Origin of the sequence: Cellvibrio sp. QJXJ (genome assembly GCF_024452345.1) — a bacterium.
Lineage (GTDB): Bacteria > Pseudomonadota > Gammaproteobacteria > Pseudomonadales > Cellvibrionaceae > Cellvibrio.
This window is the reverse complement of sequence record NZ_CP101662.1, coordinates 1,482,677-1,500,006: the sequence shown is the minus strand read 5'-3', so window position 1 is coordinate 1,500,006 and position 17,330 is coordinate 1,482,677. Positions and strand designations below refer to the sequence as shown.

Below are 17,330 nucleotides of genomic sequence, written 5' to 3'. Positions count from 1 at the left end.
TTCGCGATAGTTTTAAGTCGATACCCGCATGCGCGGGCACGACAAAAAAATATTTTCAGTGATTACGTTACGTGCGGAAGTAAAATATTTTTGAGGGTTATTGATTGTTCTGTGACCAATCCAGGCGGATGTCCCAATTGTAAAAGCGATGTTCGGGTGGGAGTGGTGGCAGCTCGTCATTGATTACATCAAAAACATTTTTTGCGGGTAACCAAGTTGCATCACGGCCGTAAATAAAACTCTGGGTGCGCACAATATGGGCGTAGGCTTTATTTAATTGCAGGGCACGTTGATGCGAAGGTGTAATTAGCTCATAAACGTTTGCAGCGCTCACTTTTTCTTCATCCACCATGCCATTATCTTTGAACCAGCGTGTAAGCATTTCAGGATTTTCACGAAATTCACTACCGCCGCCTGCGCGCTGTAAATAATGCAAAATCTCGCCGCCACTTTCGCTCACACTGGGCGCATCTTTCATGCCTTTGAGGTTAATGTAACCCCAGCCCTCGGCGCCGGTAACCTTACGTGCCAATGCAAAGGTGTGATCTATGGTGGCGCCAACGGCGGCGTGGCAACCCATGCAGAACAATGTCTCTTCATGGGTTTGTGGGCGCAGGGCGCCTGCGTAATCCTCGATAAAACCTTGCAATAACCAGCCAAAACCGTTTTCCATACCCCGCTCGCCGTGATCATTAAAGTTGGGTAGCAGTTCAAGGTTTTTTTCTTTACGTTCGCGCGCATAACGGCTGGCAACGTCATATTGTTCCAACACACGAATTTTTTTCATGTAACGTAATTCTTTCATGCGCTCAGGCACAAAAATATTGCCTTCTGATTTTGTGCCCACATAGCGCACGGTGTGCATTAATTCGCTATCCAGTGGGTATTGTTGTGCGGTGACGGGCATATTGCTGGCATCACCCAGGTAGCTCTCCCGTTTTACCAATTGCTGTGCAATGCCGAGTGTGCCATCGCCATCCAAATCGATACCCAGCAGGTTTTCGTCCTGTGCAGGAATACTGATCGCAGCGAGCTGTTTGATATTCAGTTCCACCAGCGACAAATTCAGTAAATACACCGCGCGATTATATTGCCCATTTAATTCACGCAGGGCGGCTGGCAGGCGAATGATGACATCGTCAGTGGAACCATTGGTTGGCCAAAAAGTACCGGGGAAGGGTTTGTAATTAAACGCTACCCAGTGGCTGCCGTCTTTGGCAAAACCCTGCGCATCAAAGGCAGCCGCCGCGCGCTGATAATTTGCCAAGTCGGGAATAAAGCCTTTCCAATCGCGTGCTTTGAGCGACTCGGCCAGTGCGCTGTAGTTGTCACTATTTACATAGTGTTGAATCGTTTCTTCGCTTACCGCATCTAGCCATTCGCGGCGATCAACAAATAAATTTTTCCAGTGATTACTCAAGCCGTCTTCTGAAAAAATATAAGCGCCTTGCAGGCCGCCATCATCCAACTCATTCATGCGAAACTCGCCCGCGCTACGGTCATACATTTGATGGCAGGTGTAGCAGGGGTTGTGGCGATTTTCAGTTTTGGTATAACACTGCGCAGGAATGGGGGCTTCCAAATTGGTAATGACTTCATTGGATACGGGCGTCCGCGCCGCGAGTTCAATGTTCGGTAAATCTTTTGCTTTGGTGGCGCTAGTGCCTTGTGGAAACTCGCCATCACTTAATAAATCACAACCGACCAAACTGATTGTCAGGCTGAGAGGCAACAACAGGCCAAGTGAAAATAAACGGTTGAAAGGCTGCTTGAATTGCATAGGGGGTATCCGCATAGCGTTGGTTATTCAGTTGCTTTTTAACAGCATAAAGAGGTAGTCAATAAGTCAAGCAAGCCTAACAAGCCTTTGTGACATTATTCTTTCAGTCAAAAAAGCATCCCATGCACCCTCCAAACAACCACGCCTGCTACAATTCACGCTCAATTTTTTATTTTCTTCTGATGTAAAAGTAACCATCATGCTCAGCGAACTACTCGCCATTCTTGCCCCTATTATGATTTCTGTCGGTGCCGGCTTTATTTGGGGAAAAACCGGCACTGATTTCCCCGCGGATTTTATTTCACGCATAGTGATGAACATCGGCACGCCTTGTTTGATTATCAGTGTGATGGCGAAAGTGGATGTGCAACCATCCGTGATGGGGCAGGTCGCGCTTGCCACAGCAATCGTCATGACCGCTATGGGGTTATTCGGCTGGGCATTATTGCGCTGGATGAAACTGGAAATTAGCACTTATCTCCCGCCACTTATCTTCCCCAACAACGGCAACATGGGGTTGCCGCTGTGTTTATTTGCCTATGGGCAAACCGGCCTCGCGCTCGCGTTGGGCTCATTTATGGTGATGATGATTGCGACTTTTACGGTGGGCTTATTACTTGTGACCAGCAGCGAAGGTGGGATCTTTAAACGCCTGGAAGCCATTGCTAAACAACCGGTGATTTATGCCATGGCAATCGCTGTGTTATTGCTGGTGACGGGTACAGAGTTGCCGCGCTGGATCAGCAACACACTCGATCTCCTCGGCGGCATCGCCATCCCGCTAATGACCATCGCACTCGGTGTTTCCCTCGCGACGCTAAAAATTCATTTCTGGAAGCGCAGTTTGTTTTTTAGCCTACTTCGTGTGGGTGGTGGGTTGCTATTTGGTTTTATTGTGTGCGAATTAATGGGGCTGACAGGCATATCGCGTAATGTCGTGTTATTGCAATCTGCCATGCCTGTGGCAGTGTTCAACTATCTATTGGCGTTGCGTTACAACCAAAAACCGGAAGAGATTGCCGCCATGGTGTTGGTGTCAACCTTAATTGCATTTGTCGGCTTGCCGTTTTTGCTTATAGCAATTTTGTAACTATGCTTTGATTTGTCTTTTTATAGCCATTTTCTAACAAAATATGAAAGGGATTTTATTCAGTTAATAAGAGAGCTGCGAATGGAAAATCCTGTTGCTGTTTCTTCACCTGAGGTTTCTTTTGCGCGGCTCGCCTGTGTAATTCGGTTGACTGCTTTACAGGCGGAAGTTGAATCACTACTGCACCTTTCGCAAGTAGCTGAGACCTGGGTTGATCACGTCAATAAAAACGATTATCGCGGTGGTTGGGATGTATTGCCCCTGCGCTGCCAACGCCAACACCTTAGTGCACATCCCATCCTGCAAGGTTTTGCCATAGCCAATGGCGATGACTGGGAAAACTTACCGGTATTGGAGCAGTGCCCGGCAATTGCCGCCATTTTTAATCAGCTGCAATGCCCCATCAAAGCGGCGCGTTTAATGCGTTTAAAAGCCGGCGCAGAAATAAAACCCCATCGCGATCAAGGGTTGAGTATTGCGTATGGCGAGGCGCGGTTACATGTGCCAATTTACACCAGTGCGGATGTAAGTTTTATTGTCGACAATAAAATTGTTCCCATGGACGCGGGTGAGTTGTGGTATTTCAACGCCGATCAAACTCACGAAGTTTACAATTACGGCAGCGAAGACCGGATTAATTTGGTAATCGATTGCGTGGCTAACAACTGGCTATGTAACGCTATTGCGACTGGTGTGCCAAATGCCTGAATTTTATGCGGAATACTGCGCGTTAATTAGCTCCAGCGAGCAGCTTGAACAATGTAAAAGAGCGCATTCGCTGCAGAATTTGTTGGCGATTATCAAAAAACTATGGCATTGCCCCGAGCGTAGCGATAACCAGTTGCTGGATGATATCGCGCAACTCAATCAATTTCCCATAACTGAAAATCAGGCCCAGTTTGCAAAGAATTGGTTGCCTTATCGCTACCGCCCTGGGCAACAGCGCGTGTACTGGCTCTTACCCTTTGGTCATGCCACCGAGCCATTTCAGGATGAAACTATTTCCCGCTACCGTCAGCAATTGATTAATCAAATAATCCAGCCTTGTAGCACTTTGGCGGTTGCGCAACAACAGGCGATAGCGCTTGCCGATGCACAACCTGCGGGTTTTATTTTTCATTTGTCGCGCTGCGGTTCTACGTTAATTTCGGGTTGTTTATCTGAACTGGATTCCACTTGTGTTTTTTCCGAATCGCCTTTGTTGACAGAATTATTGTTGGATAAAAACCTGTCAGTGCAAGAGCAGCAAAATTTACTGCGTGCTTTTATTAACTTGCAAGCGGCAGTGTTTCCCAATCGCCCACAGGTGATTATTAAATGGAACGCCTGGGATATTTTTTGCTGGGATTTAATTCACGCAATTTATCCGCAAGTACCAGTGGTTTTTGTAGTGCGCAACCCGGTAGAGATTTTGGCTTCCCATCAGAAGCTAGCGGGGCGGCATATGGCGGGTGAACCAGGGTTAGCACAATTTAATAGCGTGTTTTCAAGGGCGACTAATCATCTTTCGCTGTTGCAGTATCGCACTGATGTATTGCGGAGCTTGCAGCAGAAAATGCACAGTATTCAGACACAAAATTCTATTTTGTGTATGGATTACAGCCAATTGAAATATTCGGGCATAAATACCATTTTTCGCTATTTTGACTTGACGCTAACAGGGGAAGAACAGACAGCGGTGATGCAGCGACTCGGTATTCACTCAAAAACCCCCGGCGTATTGTTCAAACAGGATTCACTGAGTAAACAATCATTATTTTCTGCCGCGGATAAACAGTATATAGAGCAACAGTTGTTCGTTACTTATGAGCTGCTGCGTGAAGCGGCCACCTGCTTGGCTGAGCCAGAGGGTTATTAAGGAGTTGTAATGGAAAAAAATATCTTTTTGCCTGCCGGGATTTGTGTGCGTTTAGCGGATGCTACAGATGATGCATTTTTATTTTCACTGTTTTGCGAGGCGCGACCTGAATTAGCCTATTTACCGCTCCCCCCTGCACAGGTGGAAACCTTATTGGCTCAGCAATACCAGTTACAGCAGCGCGGTTATGCCAATCAATATCCCACCGCCAGAAATTGGATTATTGAGTGTGAGTCACAAGTCGTTGGCAAGATCATGCTGGCTGAACTGGTAAATTTTATACACATTGTTGATTTTGTTATCGCATTTAGTTGGCGCAGCCGGGGTATAGGTTCAGCGGTATTGAATGCAGCAAAGCACTATGCGAGCGCGCAATCCTTAGGTCTGAGCTTGCAAGTTGAGCGTCAAAATATTGCGGCAAAACGGCTTTACACCCGAATTGGTTTTAATGTTTGTCAATTAACTGCCACGCATGAGGCGATGGAGTGCAAATAACTGTGTTATGGCTCGTAATGTGAATTAGTTCTGCTATACCTTACTCTTCAATTTGGAGTTGGCGTGTCCACGGAGAATGATCTTTTATTCAGGAAAGAATGGCTGTTGTTAGCAGTGTGTTATGGCGCGTGAGTCTGCGCTTAATCATTCAAGGATTACATTTCATAATCAACCCTGACCTTTAAGGACAGGTTTTCTGAATCAAGGAGTTATTGATGTCTGATTTTTTCCTCGGAGAAATTAAGCTTCTCCCTTACAACTGGGCACCCAAGTATTGGACTTTGTGTGCCGGGCAATTACTGCCAATCAATTCCAACCAAGCCCTTTTTTCACTTCTGGGCACTACTTATGGTGGTGATGGAGTCACTACCTTTGCATTGCCTGATTTGCGTGGCCGCGTACCGGTTCACCCAAATGTAAATGCGGGTCTGCCCCAAGGCAGCAAAGCGGGTGTGGAAAATGTAACACTCACTACTGCTAACTTGCCCGCACACAACCACGGCGTGTCTGCTAGTACTAGCCAAGGCGATAACCTGGCTTTTGCCAACAATTATATTGCGGGCGGTAAGGGTAATGCGGGCGACGTTAATTTGTATGAAGCTCCAAACAGCCTGCAACCATTGAATCCGGCATCGGTATCCAATACCGGCGGCAGCCAGCCTCACGAAAATTGCCAGCCTTCGTTGGTACTCAATTATTGCATTGCCACCCAAGGCATTTACCCTTCACGTAACTGACTCACATAAGGAGAATCACAATGGATCCATATCTCGGTGATATCCGCCTTTTTGCGGGTAGTTTTGCACCAGCTGGCTGGGTGCTGTGCGATGGTCGTTTGCTCGCCATCAGCGAAAATGATGCGTTATTTGCAATTGTCGGAACCACCTTTGGCGGCGATGGTGTGAGTACGTTTGGCGTTCCTGATTTGCGCGGTCGGCTTCCAGTTGGCCAAGGAAATGGAGCGGGGTTGACGCCGCGGGTTATCGGCCAACAGTTTGGTGTTGAGTCGGTCACCCTGCTAACCACGCAAATCCCTGCGCACAACCATACGTTTAATGCGAGTACTACCGCACCGTCTACTTCTCCCAGCCCGGCGGGAACGGTATTTGCCCACAGTGATACCGATAAAATTTATGTTTCATCTCCAACTGGGCCAGTGCCAGAGACGTTGAACGCTGCCACTGTGCAAGCTGCTGGAGGCTCCCTGCCGCACAATAACATCATGCCGACCACTGCGATTAACTACATCATGTGTGTCTCTGGCATTTTCCCATCGCGCAATTAAGGAGTGAACTATGGAACCTTTTATCGGTGAAATCCGTTTGTTGCCATTTAGCTTTGCTCCCAAAAATTGGGCGTTATGTAATGGCCAAATACTACCAATCCAATCCAATACGGCGCTGTTCTCCATCATTGGTACCACCTATGGCGGTAACGGCACCACCAATTTCCAGTTGCCTAATTTGCAAGGCCAAGTAGTTGCTGGTGTAGGCCAAGGGCCGGGATTGAGCCCTTGGAGTTGGGGAGAGCAGCAGGGTGAGAATGGGGTGACCTTACTCACGACTGAAATTCCCGCCCATAATCATTTGATCACTGCCATGAACAATCCGGGTAATGCATCAACACCGGCAGCAGATGCTTATCTGGCAAAAGATGTGCGTGGTGGTAGCGGTGGGACAATAAACTACATGCTGACTCCCGGAACAACCAATACGACTATGGCGCCACAAACCATAGGTGTAAATGGTGGTGGGCAGGCCCATGAAAATCGTCAGCCGTTTTTGGCATTAAATTATTGCATTGCGCTGGCTGGTGTTTTTCCTACGCGCAATTGATAAGTGTATTCCCGGCGTAACTGCCGGGATTTTTTCATAAAGTTTTAACCCAATACCTTTTTCACTCAATATTTTTTGAATCAAGTAAAACATCAATGCCAACTAAATTGCATTTTATTTCCGGATTGCCTCGCTCAGGATCAACTCTCCTGGCAGGAATACTACGACAAAATCCGCGCTTCCATGCCGCTATGAGCAGCCCTGTGGCTGGCTTGGTAAATGGCGCGCTTGAGCAGATGGGCGCGGGCAGTGAATCCTATTCGTTTTTTGATGAACAAAAACGCAAGCGTATTTGTAAGGCGCTCCTCGATGCCTATTATGCCGATAAAGACCAACCGGTAATTTTTGATACCAACCGTCATTGGACGGCGCGGCTGCATCAATTAATTGAATTAGTGGATGACTTTAAAGTGATTTGCTGTGTGCGTAATCCCGCGTGGATTATGGACAGTTTTGAAATGATTTACCGAAAAAATCCCTTCGACTATAGCCGCATGTTTAATGCTGGGTCACGTCAGACGGTTTACAGCCGCTGTGAGTCATTAATCAATGCTGGTGGTGCGGTGGGATCTGCATGGACTGCATTAAAAGAAGCTTATTATGGTGAGTTTTCCGAGCGTTTGTTGTTAGTGGACTACGATCTTCTCACCCAGCATCCGGCACGAACTATGGAATTGATTTATCGCTTTATCGATGAACCTCTGTTTGAGCATGATTTTAATAATGTTGATTATTCTGAAAATGAGTTTGATCAAAATATCGGTGTAAAAGGTTTGCACAGTGTGAAGAAAAAGGTGGAGTTCAAAAGTCGGCGCAGTATTTTGCCACCGGATTTATTTGTGAAATATCAGGAAATGGATTTTTGGCAGGATCAGGCGGGAACTTCCGCCAATATTATCGCGAGTAAGAAACCAGCGGCGACAGGTGCGCCTCTAAACGGGAATTTATCATCATGAGAAATCTTTTATTCAGTGGGCTTTCTTCGCTGTTGTTACCCATGGGGGCCTATGCAGGGCCAACAGCCGGGGCGAGCTATCAGCGGACTTATTTAAGTGCATCAATCAATGCATCAACGGCAGATTTGTCGCACGCTAGTGCATTGCCGCGTGACTTGGTTGATTTGTCCGGTGATCAACTGGATATTCAAGTTGCGCACGCTGTGCGTGAATTGGTGATTGTGGATGACGGGGTCGCGGAAACGGATAAAGCCGTGTTGCGTCGCGCGTTAAAGCCAGGTGTGGAAATGGTGCATATCAGTTCTGCCGCAGCGGGTTTGCCGCAAATGATTGCAGCGCTGGAAGGGCATAAAAATCTTGCGGCAATCCATATTATTTCCCACGCCGAAGCCGGCGCTATTTTGCTCGGTAATTCGCGTATTACCGCTGAAAATATCCAGCGCGAAGTTCAGGCTTTCGCTGCTTTGAATGGTGCTGTGCGTGAAGGCGGTGACTTATTATTTTACGGTTGTGACCTCGCGGCTAATAAAGCTGGTGAAGAGTTGCTGGATATCATCAGCAATAAAACCGGTTTGGATGTGGCGGCATCTAATAATTTAACCGGTAATTCCGAGTTGCAAGGCGACTGGGATTTGGAAGTTAAACGCGGGAATGTTGAAGCGGCTTTAGCGTTTTCAGAAAAATCCCTGAAAGATTTTTCCAATGTGTTAGTGGCTTCGAGTGGAACAAAAACATTTCAAACGGGCTGGATTGATAATGATATTAACCTGACATCGACAGACTTTGTTGTTACAGGATTTGATAGTAATGGTAGCCCAATTACAGATCTCAGTATTTATAACGTTAATCCTCACCCGGTAGTTGCCTATTTGCAGTTTGGATATGACACCTCCACGACTGGTACTTATTTCTATGTTGCTGCAGATGGAACCAATACCGGGAGTTTTGAATTAACTGGATTGGAAGCAGGGGAGGTTCTGTCTGGTCAATTTACCAATGTGCAGATTGTGGGAATAAAGCCAGACGGCAGTACCATTACATCCAGCGATTTGGATGGAACAGCGGGAACTGACACATTTACCTTCGGAGCTGGACAGTTGGTAGATTTTTCCGGGGTAAAACTGAAAGCGTTTAAATTGGTGTTTGATACTAATGGTTCAGACGATACCAAACCTTATTTTGAGTTCCGCTCTTTTACGATCCAAGGCGCCCTTGCTCCGCTTCCTAACGTGACTGACGGCCGCATTAGTATTTCCGGAGCTTCAGGTACTGGCGGTGCTTACAAAATTGGTGACACCGTTACTGCAACCTGGAACAACACCGGCGGTGGCGACAACAACACCGGCATTACCGGTGTAACTGTTGATTTTTCCCAGTTTGGCGGTGGTGCTGCTGTAGCTGCTACTAATAATGGTACTGGTACCTGGACAGCCACCTACACCATCACATCGGGTGCGATTGATACAACTAGTCGCAATATCAGTGTGACTGCGACCAATGCTAATGGCAGTACCACAACAGCTGATACGACCAATGCCACCGTCGATAGCATCGCCCCAACGGTGACCAATGCAAACATCAGTATCAGTGGCGCTTCGGGCACCAGCGGTGTCTACAAAATTGGCGATACTGTTACTGCGACCTGGAACAACACTGCCGGGGGCGATAACAACACCGATATCATCAGTTCAGCTACTGTCAACTTCTCACAATTTGGTGGTGGTGCTGCAGTGGCAGCAACCAATAGTGCGGGAACCTGGACTGCAACCTACACCATTTTGGCTGGGGCGATTGATGCTACCAACCTGAATATTTCCTTCAGCGCCACCGATAACGCGGGCAATGCCACAACAACTGCTGATACTACCAATGCGACGGCGGACAATAATCCACCCAGTGTAAGCAGTATTGCAGTCAAGGGCACGCCAGCAACAACCGATACCAGCATGGAATTTACCGTCACTTTCGATGAATCGGTCGGTAATATCTCCACCGATGATTTTGCTTTGGCAACGACGTCGGGAGCTCCTGCGGGGACTATTGCCAGTGTGTCGGCAGCATCGGGTTCCAGTGTTGATGTCACCATCAATAGCATTAGCGGCAACGGCGCCTTCAAGCTGAATTTAAATGGTTCAACCAATATTGCTGACGATGCAGGCAATAGCGTTGCGGCATTTACGGCGGGATCATCCCACACGGTTGACATTCCTACCGCGCCTACTGCCCCTACCATAGGCACAGCTACCGCAGGCGATGGACAAGTATCTGTCACCTTTGCTGCACCAGTTAATAATGGCGGTTCCGCAATAACCACTTACACCGCTACGGCTAACCCCGGCGGCGCATTTGGTACTTGTGCGGGGCCTGCGGCCTGTACTGCGACAGTATCTGGTTTAAACAATGGCACTGCTTACACCTTTACCGTTACCGCGACTAATGCCGTAGGCACCAGTGTTGCGTCAGGTGCATCCAACTCTGCTACCCCCAAAGCCAACCAGACCATCACCTTTACCAATCCAGGCGCGCAAAACTTCGGTACCACACCGACCCTGAGTGCAACAACGACCTCACCTCTAACCGTTACTTTCAGCTCATCCACCACTGGTGTTTGTACCATCACCAGCGGCGGTGCACTGACCTTTGTAACGGCCGGTAGCTGTACCATTGATGCTGATCAGGCGGGTGACTCGGCTACCAATGCAGCACCTACCGTCAGCCGCACCTTTACTGTCAATGCGATAGTGCCGGATGCGCCGACTATTGGTACTGCAACTGCAGGTAACACTCAAGCGACTGTGACATTTACCGCGCCAGCGAGCACTGGCGGTGCTGCGATCACCGGTTATACCGTAACCGCCAACCCCGGTGGTTTTACTGGCACGGGAGCAAACTCACCGATTACCGTGACCGGTCTGACTAATGGTGTTGCCTATACCTTTACGGTAACGGCCACTAACTCGGCGGGTACTGGTGCGGCTTCTGGTGCATCTAACTCGATCACGCCGGCATCACCGCAAACCATTACCTTTGCTAATCCAGGCACTCAGAACTTTGGGACTTCGCCAACATTGTCAGCTACTTCAACTTCAAGTCTGACGGTCAGCTTCACATCATCTACAACAGGTGTTTGTACTGTTAGTGGTACAACTCTGACTTTCCTGTCGGCGGGTATCTGTACGATTAATGCGGACCAAGCGGGCGATTCATCCTTCCTGGCTGCATCGCAAGTGAGCCAGTCTTTTAGTGTTAGTCCCGTAGTTCCCGGTGCACCAACCATAGGGACTGCAATCGCCGGTGATACTCAGGCGAGCGTTGCCTTTGTTGCCCCGGTGAATATCGGCGGCTCGGCGATTACCGGTTATACCGTGACGGTAAACCCAGCGGATGTTGCGCCTGTGATGGGCGCATCTTCACCGATTGTGGTGACCGGGCTGACTAACGGACAGGCCTACACTTTTACCGTGACGGCGGATAACGTTGCTGGTACTGGCCCTGCGTCCAGTGCATCCAACTCGATAACGCCCAAGTCGATCCAGACGGTTACCTTTGCTAACCCTGGGCCGCGAAACTTTGGTACCACGCCAACACTGATTGCAACTACGGATGCGACTGGTTTGACGCCGACCTTTACCTCATCAACTCCCGGTGTTTGTACGATTACGAGCGGCGGTACATTGACTTTCGTCACTGTAGGTACCTGTACGATTAATGCTGATCAGGCGGGTGACGCTAGCTACTTGGCCGCACCCCAGGTGACCAATAGCTTCACCGTAAATGCGGTAGTGCCTGGTGCACCGGTTATTGGCAGTGTCACTGCTGGCGACACCCAGGCTAGCGTTAGTTTCAGTGCACCCGCCTTTACTGGTGGTGCAGCGGTTACCGGTTATACCGTCACCGCTAACCCCGGCGGAGCGACTGCAACCGGTGCTGGTTCACCAATCACCTTTACCGGCCTGACCAACGGCACCAGTTATACCTTTACCGTAACCGCAACCAACAGTGTGGGGACTGGTTCCGCATCGGCGGCGTCTGCTGCGGTTACACCTAACGGTCCGCCATCTATCAACGGCACTCCGGCGCTTACTGTTAATGAGGACAGCGCTTACAGTTTTGTACCCAGTGCAACAGATACCATGGGCGATACTTTGACTTTCAGTATTGCCAACAAGCCTGCTTGGGCCGCATTTGACACTACTACTGGCGCCTTGACGGGTACGCCGATAAACGCGGATGTCGGTATTACTAGCGCTATTGTGATCAGCGTTAGTGATGGCAGCTTGAGTTCAAGTTTGGCCGCATTTGATCTAACTGTGGTGAATACCAATGATGCACCTCTAATCAGCGGTACACCGACGACGTCGGTTGATCAGGATGTTGCCTACAGCTTCACCCCAACCGCAAGTGACGTGGATGTGGGCGATGTGCTGACTTACAGCATCACCAACAAACCGACCTGGGCCGCGTTTGACACTGCAACCGGTGCCTTGACCGGCACACCAACCAATACCGATGTGGGCACTACCACCGGAATCGTCATCACTGTCAGCGACGGCACCTTGAGCGCAAGCCTGGCGGCGTTTGACCTGACTGTGACCAACGTGAACGAAGCGCCTGTGATTAGCGGTACGCCATTGGTATCAGTCGATCAGGACGTTGCTTACAGCTTCACCCCAACCGCAAGTGACGTGGATGTGGGCGATGTGCTGACTTACAGCATCACCAACAAACCGACCTGGGCCGCGTTTGACACTGCAACCGGTGCCTTGACCGGCACACCAACCAATACCGATGTGGGCACTACCACCGGAATCGTCATCACTGTCAGCGACGGCACCTTGAGCGCAAGCCTGGCAGCGTTTGACCTGACCGTGACCAACGTGAACGAGGCGCCCGTGATTAGCGGTACGCCATTGGTATCAGTCGATCAGGACGTTGCCTACAGCTTCACCCCAACCGCAAGTGACGTGGATGTGGGCGATGTGCTGACTTACAGCATCACCAACAAACCGACCTGGGCCGCGTTTGACACTGCAACCGGTGCCTTGACCGGCACACCAACCAATACCGATGTGGGCACTACCATCGGAATCGTCATCACTGTCAGCGACGGCACCTTGAGCGCAAGCCTGGCGGCGTTTGACCTGACTGTGACCAACGTGAACGAAGCGCCTGTGATTAGCGGTACGCCATTGGTATCAGTCGATCAGGACGTTGCTTACAGCTTCACCCCAACCGCAAGTGACGTGGATGTGGGCGATGTGCTGACTTACAGCATCACCAACAAACCGACTTGGGCCGCGTTTGATACCGCCACTGGCGCCTTGACCGGTACACCAACCAATGCGGATGTGGGCACTACCACCGGAATCGTGATCACTGTCAGCGACGGCACCTTGAGCGCAAGCCTGGCGGCGTTTGACCTGACTGTGACCAACGTGAACGAGGCGCCCGTGATTAGCGGTACGCCATTGGTATCAGTTGATCAGGACGTTGCTTACAGCTTCACCCCAACGGCCAGCGATGTGGATGTGGGCGATGTGCTGACTTACAGCATCACCAACAAACCGACCTGGGCCGCGTTTGATACCGCAACCGGTGCCTTAACCGGTACACCGGTTCACGATGATGTAGGTACCACCACCGGTATCGTCATCACCGTCAGCGATGGTGTGCTGAGTGCATCATTACCAGCCTTCAATCTGGAAGTGATTGAAACCATCGACCCATTGCAGCCGGTGGTTACTGCACCGGAAGATATCGCCATCAACGCCACCGGGCTTTACACACCGGTAAGCCTGCGTCAGTTGTTGAGCCTCAATGCCTCGGCGACCCAGGAGCAGGTGGATGCGATTCTCAACAGCATGGCCAGTGATGGGGTGAGTGGTAATACCTGTTGCACCACCAATCCGGAAGGCTTGAACGTCAACAATGTATTGCTCTTGCCACCGGGTCGTCATGAAGTGAGCTGGAGTGCGACCAACGGAGCCGATGTCACGGGTACCGCTACGCAAGTGGTCGATATCCGTCCGCTGGTATCCCTGAGCAAGTCACAAATCGCCATCCGTGGCAGTGCGGTGGAATTCCGTGTGCTGCTTAATGGTAAAGCGCCGGAATACCCTGTCGCGATACCCTACGTGATCGACGCGGCTACTACCGCAGGCACTACCGAACACAATCTGGTCAATGGCGTAGCCAACTTCACCGAAGCAGGGCAGCTGGAAGTGATAGTGCCAGTGCAACTGGCCACCCTCAGTGGCTTGAGCGACAGTGAACTGGTGGTACGTTTGGATGGCGATATCAATGCCGGTGTCGCCAACAGCCACACCATCCGTATCCGCGAAGGCAATATCGCCCCGATGGTGAGCCTGCAGTTGACGCAAGGGGGTGTAAACACCATCCAGATTACCCCTGCCGGTGGCCCGGTTACCCTGACCGTCACCGTCACCGACCTGAACCCCGGCGATACCCACAGCTACAACTGGTCAGCCAGTGACACAGCGCTGGGCGATACCGACGGCAACCCGGTCAACAACACCCTGGTGTTCGACCCGAGCAACTTGAGCGGTCGTCATCAGGCACAAGTGACCGTCACCGACACCGGTGGTGCCACTGCCAACGTACAACTCTACTTCCGTGTCGTACCGAGCCTGCCAGTGCTAGTACCGGATGCCGACACCGACGGCGATGGTGTTACTGACACCAACGAAGGCTTTGGCGACACCAACGGCAACGGTATCCCCGACTATCTGGACAACATGCCCACCAGCAACATCCTGCCGCAGCAGGGCGCGATCACGAACGCCTACCTGATCGAATGTGATCCCGGTGTGCGTTGTGGCCTCGGCCAATTTGCGTTGGTCGGCGAGTCTGGCGGTGTGCAAATCCTTAACGAAGAGCTGGGCACTACCGGTGAATTGATCATCGACCCCACCTTTGAACCGGTGGGAGGCATCTTTGACTTCGTGATCAACGACCTGCCAACCCTGGGTCAAAGTGTGCGCATAGTGATCCCGCAAGTAGCGCCGATTCCCGCCAATGCGGTCTATCGCAAATACCAGGATGGCCGTTGGGTCAACTTCATCAGCAATGCCAACAACAGCATCTTCTCCGCCCCCGGCAACCCCGGTTACTGCCCGCCACCGGGCAACCCGGATTGGACACCCGGCCTGACCGCCGGCAACCTCTGCGTCCAGCTAACCATTGAAGACGGAGGGCCGAACGACGATGACGGCCTGATCAACGCCGCGATTGTGGACCCGGGCGCCGTGAGTGTTGCACTGCCGGTGGAACCACCCCCTCCGCCACCGCCAGCGCCGGATGTAAACCTCAAATCCAAAGGCGGTGGTGCGATAGATGGACTCTGGCTCTTGTTATTAGGAAGCGTATTGATGATGAAATGGATCACGGGAACAAACCGCCGGGGCTTGATCGCCCTGGCCCTGATTGTCACCTCGGCCTCCAGCCAGGCGCTGACCGACGGCAAAGCCTATGTGCGGGTAGATGTTTACAAAGTAGAAGGCGACCAACGCGAAGCGACGTTCACTCAAGCCCTGAGCGCCGCCGGTCACGAGTTCACGGTTGATAAGTACGACATCGACCGTCGCGGCTACCAAATCGCCTTTGGCTACCAATGGCACGACTACACCTACAGCGAACTGGGCTATCTGGAACTGGGCGATGTAACAGTGGATATGACCCTCGACGGCGACACCGACCTGACGGCATTCAAACGCGACTTCGCGAATGCCTACCCGGTCAGCGCCAGCGGCTGGACAGCAGTGCAGGGGTTAACCCTGCTGCGCGACCAGCCGGTGAATATCTCATTGGAAGCGGGCGCCTATTTCTGGCAGGACGAAAAAGAGACCAACCAGCAACCCATCACCCTGCAAAGTGACAGTGGCGTTGCACCGCTGGCGGGTATTCGGTTGGATTTAGGGCTGACCAAAAACCTGTCCTACGGGTTGAGTGTAAGACGTATTTACCTGGCGGATCAGGTAGTGGACATGTATTCGTTATCGGGGCGTTTGCGGTTTTAATTATTAGCTTTTAAGTACAGGTATTCTTGTATTGAAAAAGGGAAAGGTGTTTGGCGCCTTTCCCTTTTTGTTTTTAACGATATTGCTCGTGTTTCGCTAGCGCTAAAAAATTAGCCCAAGGTGTCAGCTATGTAATGTGCTGTCATTGTAATGAGCCGTACCTGTGTCAGTATTTAATTGCTCGCTATCGCGCTGCAAGCTGAGTAGTTGTACTTATTATGAGCAATTTGCGTTTTATTACTTGGCGACTAAGCTCACGAAGCGAATTAATTTTGTGCTCAGTGGCTGAGTGTCAATTAATTGCCTGAGTTTTATTTTCTGATTGTTCTTATTGGTTTTTGTCGGTGTTTTGACTGATTTATCTTGTGTTTTTTATTCATTCCATGTTGTTGCAGCGACATAACGGACTAGTAAAGGCGTTTAATGACTTCCCGATTTCATTTTATTTCTGGTTTGCCTCGTTCTGGCTCAACTCTGTTGGCGGGCATTCTCCGCCAAAACTCGCATTTTCATGCTGCTATGAGTAGCCCAGTTGCGGGGTTGCTCAATGGTGCATTGGAGCAAATGGGCGCTAACAGTGAATCCTACTCATTTTTTGATGAGACCAAGCGCAAGCGTATTTGCAAATCCCTGTTTGAGGCTTACTACGCCGATAAAGAACAACCAGTGATTTTTGATACCAATCGCCAATGGACTGGACGCTTGCATCAACTCGTTGAACTGTTTGACGATTTCAAAGTGATTTGCTGTGTGCGTAACCCGGCGTGGATTATGGACAGCTTTGAAACCATCCATCGCAAAAACCCCTTTGATTACAGCCGCATGTTCAATGCAGCTTCGCGTCAGACGGTATATAGCCGCTGCGAAGCATTAATTAGTGCAGGTGGTTCTGTGGGTAGCGCTTGGACTGCGTTAAAAGAAGCCTACTATGGTGAGTTTTCTGATCGTTTACTGTTGGTGGATTACGACTTACTCACCCAGCACCCGGCGCGCACGATTGAGTTGATTTACCGTTTTATTGGTGAACCCTTATTCGACCACGATTTTAATAATGTCGATTATGCCGAAAGTGAGTTCGATCAAAATCTGGGCGTAAAAGGTTTGCACACTGTTAAAAAGAAAGTGGAATTCAAAACCCGGCGCAGTATTTTGCCGCCGGATTTGTTTGTGAAATATCAAGAGATGGATTTTTGGCAAGACAATACCGGTACTTCAGCCAATATCATCGCCGCTAAGAAAACAGCAACGCTTTCCAACAAAAGTGAAGGAAACTAAATCGC

The 17,330-nt window shown here is 50.1% G+C and carries 11 protein-coding genes; 10 read left to right on the top strand and 1 reads right to left on the bottom strand.

Going from position 1 to position 17,330, the window contains the following annotated elements; genetic code table 11:
• Positions 1–97: 97 nt before the first annotated feature.
• Entirely contained in the window at positions 98–1,780 is a 1,683-nt protein-coding gene (locus tag NNX04_RS06370) for a hypothetical protein (RefSeq protein WP_261947844.1), read from the bottom strand.
• A 199-nt stretch (positions 1,781–1,979) separates the two neighbouring features.
• Between NNX04_RS06370 and NNX04_RS06365 the strand changes: the two genes are divergently transcribed.
• From NNX04_RS06365 to NNX04_RS06320, 10 genes are all read left to right on the top strand, one after another.
• Entirely contained in the window at positions 1,980–2,870 is an 891-nt protein-coding gene (locus tag NNX04_RS06365) for an AEC family transporter (protein WP_261947843.1), read from the top strand.
• 81 nt (positions 2,871–2,951) lie between these two features.
• Positions 2,952–3,578, top strand: a complete 627-nt coding sequence (locus NNX04_RS06360; RefSeq protein ID WP_261947842.1) for an aspartyl/asparaginyl beta-hydroxylase domain-containing protein — start codon at positions 2,952–2,954, stop codon at positions 3,576–3,578.
• Entirely contained in the window at positions 3,571–4,728 is a 1,158-nt protein-coding gene (locus tag NNX04_RS06355; protein WP_261947841.1) for a sulfotransferase family protein, read from the top strand. Before NNX04_RS06360 ends, NNX04_RS06355 begins: the two co-directional genes overlap by 8 nt.
• Positions 4,729–4,737: 9 nt before the next feature.
• A complete protein-coding gene (locus tag NNX04_RS06350; protein WP_261947840.1) occupies positions 4,738–5,223 on the top strand; it encodes a GNAT family N-acetyltransferase in 486 nt (161 codons plus the stop codon).
• Positions 5,224–5,438: 215 nt separating this feature from the next.
• The gene (locus tag NNX04_RS06345; RefSeq protein WP_151057135.1) at positions 5,439–5,960 is read left to right on the top strand and encodes a phage tail protein; all 522 of its coding nucleotides are present in this window, start codon (positions 5,439–5,441) and stop codon (positions 5,958–5,960) included.
• Between the two features lie 20 nt (positions 5,961–5,980).
• Positions 5,981–6,508 (top strand): phage tail protein, encoded by a 528-nt coding sequence (locus tag NNX04_RS06340; RefSeq protein WP_261947839.1) that lies wholly within the window; start codon positions 5,981–5,983, stop codon positions 6,506–6,508.
• A gap of 10 nt (positions 6,509–6,518) precedes the next feature.
• Positions 6,519–7,058 carry a phage tail protein gene (locus NNX04_RS06335; RefSeq protein WP_261947838.1) on the top strand — a complete coding sequence of 180 codons (540 nt, stop codon included), beginning with the start codon at positions 6,519–6,521 and terminating at the stop codon, positions 7,056–7,058.
• Positions 7,059–7,153: 95 nt separating this feature from the next.
• A complete protein-coding gene (locus NNX04_RS06330; protein WP_261947837.1) occupies positions 7,154–8,014 on the top strand; it encodes a sulfotransferase family protein in 861 nt (286 codons plus the stop codon).
• A complete protein-coding gene (locus NNX04_RS06325) occupies positions 8,011–16,050 on the top strand; it encodes a DUF4347 domain-containing protein (RefSeq protein ID WP_261947836.1) in 8,040 nt (2,679 codons plus the stop codon). The genes NNX04_RS06330 and NNX04_RS06325 overlap by 4 nt, the downstream gene beginning before the upstream one ends.
• A 423-nt stretch (positions 16,051–16,473) precedes the next feature.
• Positions 16,474–17,325 (top strand): sulfotransferase family protein, encoded by an 852-nt coding sequence (locus tag NNX04_RS06320; RefSeq protein WP_261947835.1) that lies wholly within the window; start codon positions 16,474–16,476, stop codon positions 17,323–17,325.
• Positions 17,326–17,330 lie beyond the last annotated feature (5 nt).

What these genes read in the sequence shown, in the direction of transcription:
- NNX04_RS06370 (WP_261947844.1), bottom strand. Translation starts at nt 1,780, where the DNA reads ATGCAATTCAAGCAGCCTTTCAACCGTTTATTTTCACTTGGCCTGTTG.
- NNX04_RS06365 (WP_261947843.1), top strand. Translation starts at nt 1,980, where the DNA reads ATGCTCAGCGAACTACTCGCCATTCTTGCCCCTATTATGATTTCTGTC.
- NNX04_RS06360 (WP_261947842.1), top strand. Translation starts at nt 2,952, where the DNA reads ATGGAAAATCCTGTTGCTGTTTCTTCACCTGAGGTTTCTTTTGCGCGG.
- NNX04_RS06355 (WP_261947841.1), top strand. Translation starts at nt 3,571, where the DNA reads ATGCCTGAATTTTATGCGGAATACTGCGCGTTAATTAGCTCCAGCGAG.
- NNX04_RS06350 (WP_261947840.1), top strand. Translation starts at nt 4,738, where the DNA reads ATGGAAAAAAATATCTTTTTGCCTGCCGGGATTTGTGTGCGTTTAGCG.
- NNX04_RS06345 (WP_151057135.1), top strand. Translation starts at nt 5,439, where the DNA reads ATGTCTGATTTTTTCCTCGGAGAAATTAAGCTTCTCCCTTACAACTGG.
- NNX04_RS06340 (WP_261947839.1), top strand. Translation starts at nt 5,981, where the DNA reads ATGGATCCATATCTCGGTGATATCCGCCTTTTTGCGGGTAGTTTTGCA.
- NNX04_RS06335 (WP_261947838.1), top strand. Translation starts at nt 6,519, where the DNA reads ATGGAACCTTTTATCGGTGAAATCCGTTTGTTGCCATTTAGCTTTGCT.
- NNX04_RS06330 (WP_261947837.1), top strand. Translation starts at nt 7,154, where the DNA reads ATGCCAACTAAATTGCATTTTATTTCCGGATTGCCTCGCTCAGGATCA.
- NNX04_RS06325 (WP_261947836.1), top strand. Translation starts at nt 8,011, where the DNA reads ATGAGAAATCTTTTATTCAGTGGGCTTTCTTCGCTGTTGTTACCCATG.
- NNX04_RS06320 (WP_261947835.1), top strand. Translation starts at nt 16,474, where the DNA reads ATGACTTCCCGATTTCATTTTATTTCTGGTTTGCCTCGTTCTGGCTCA.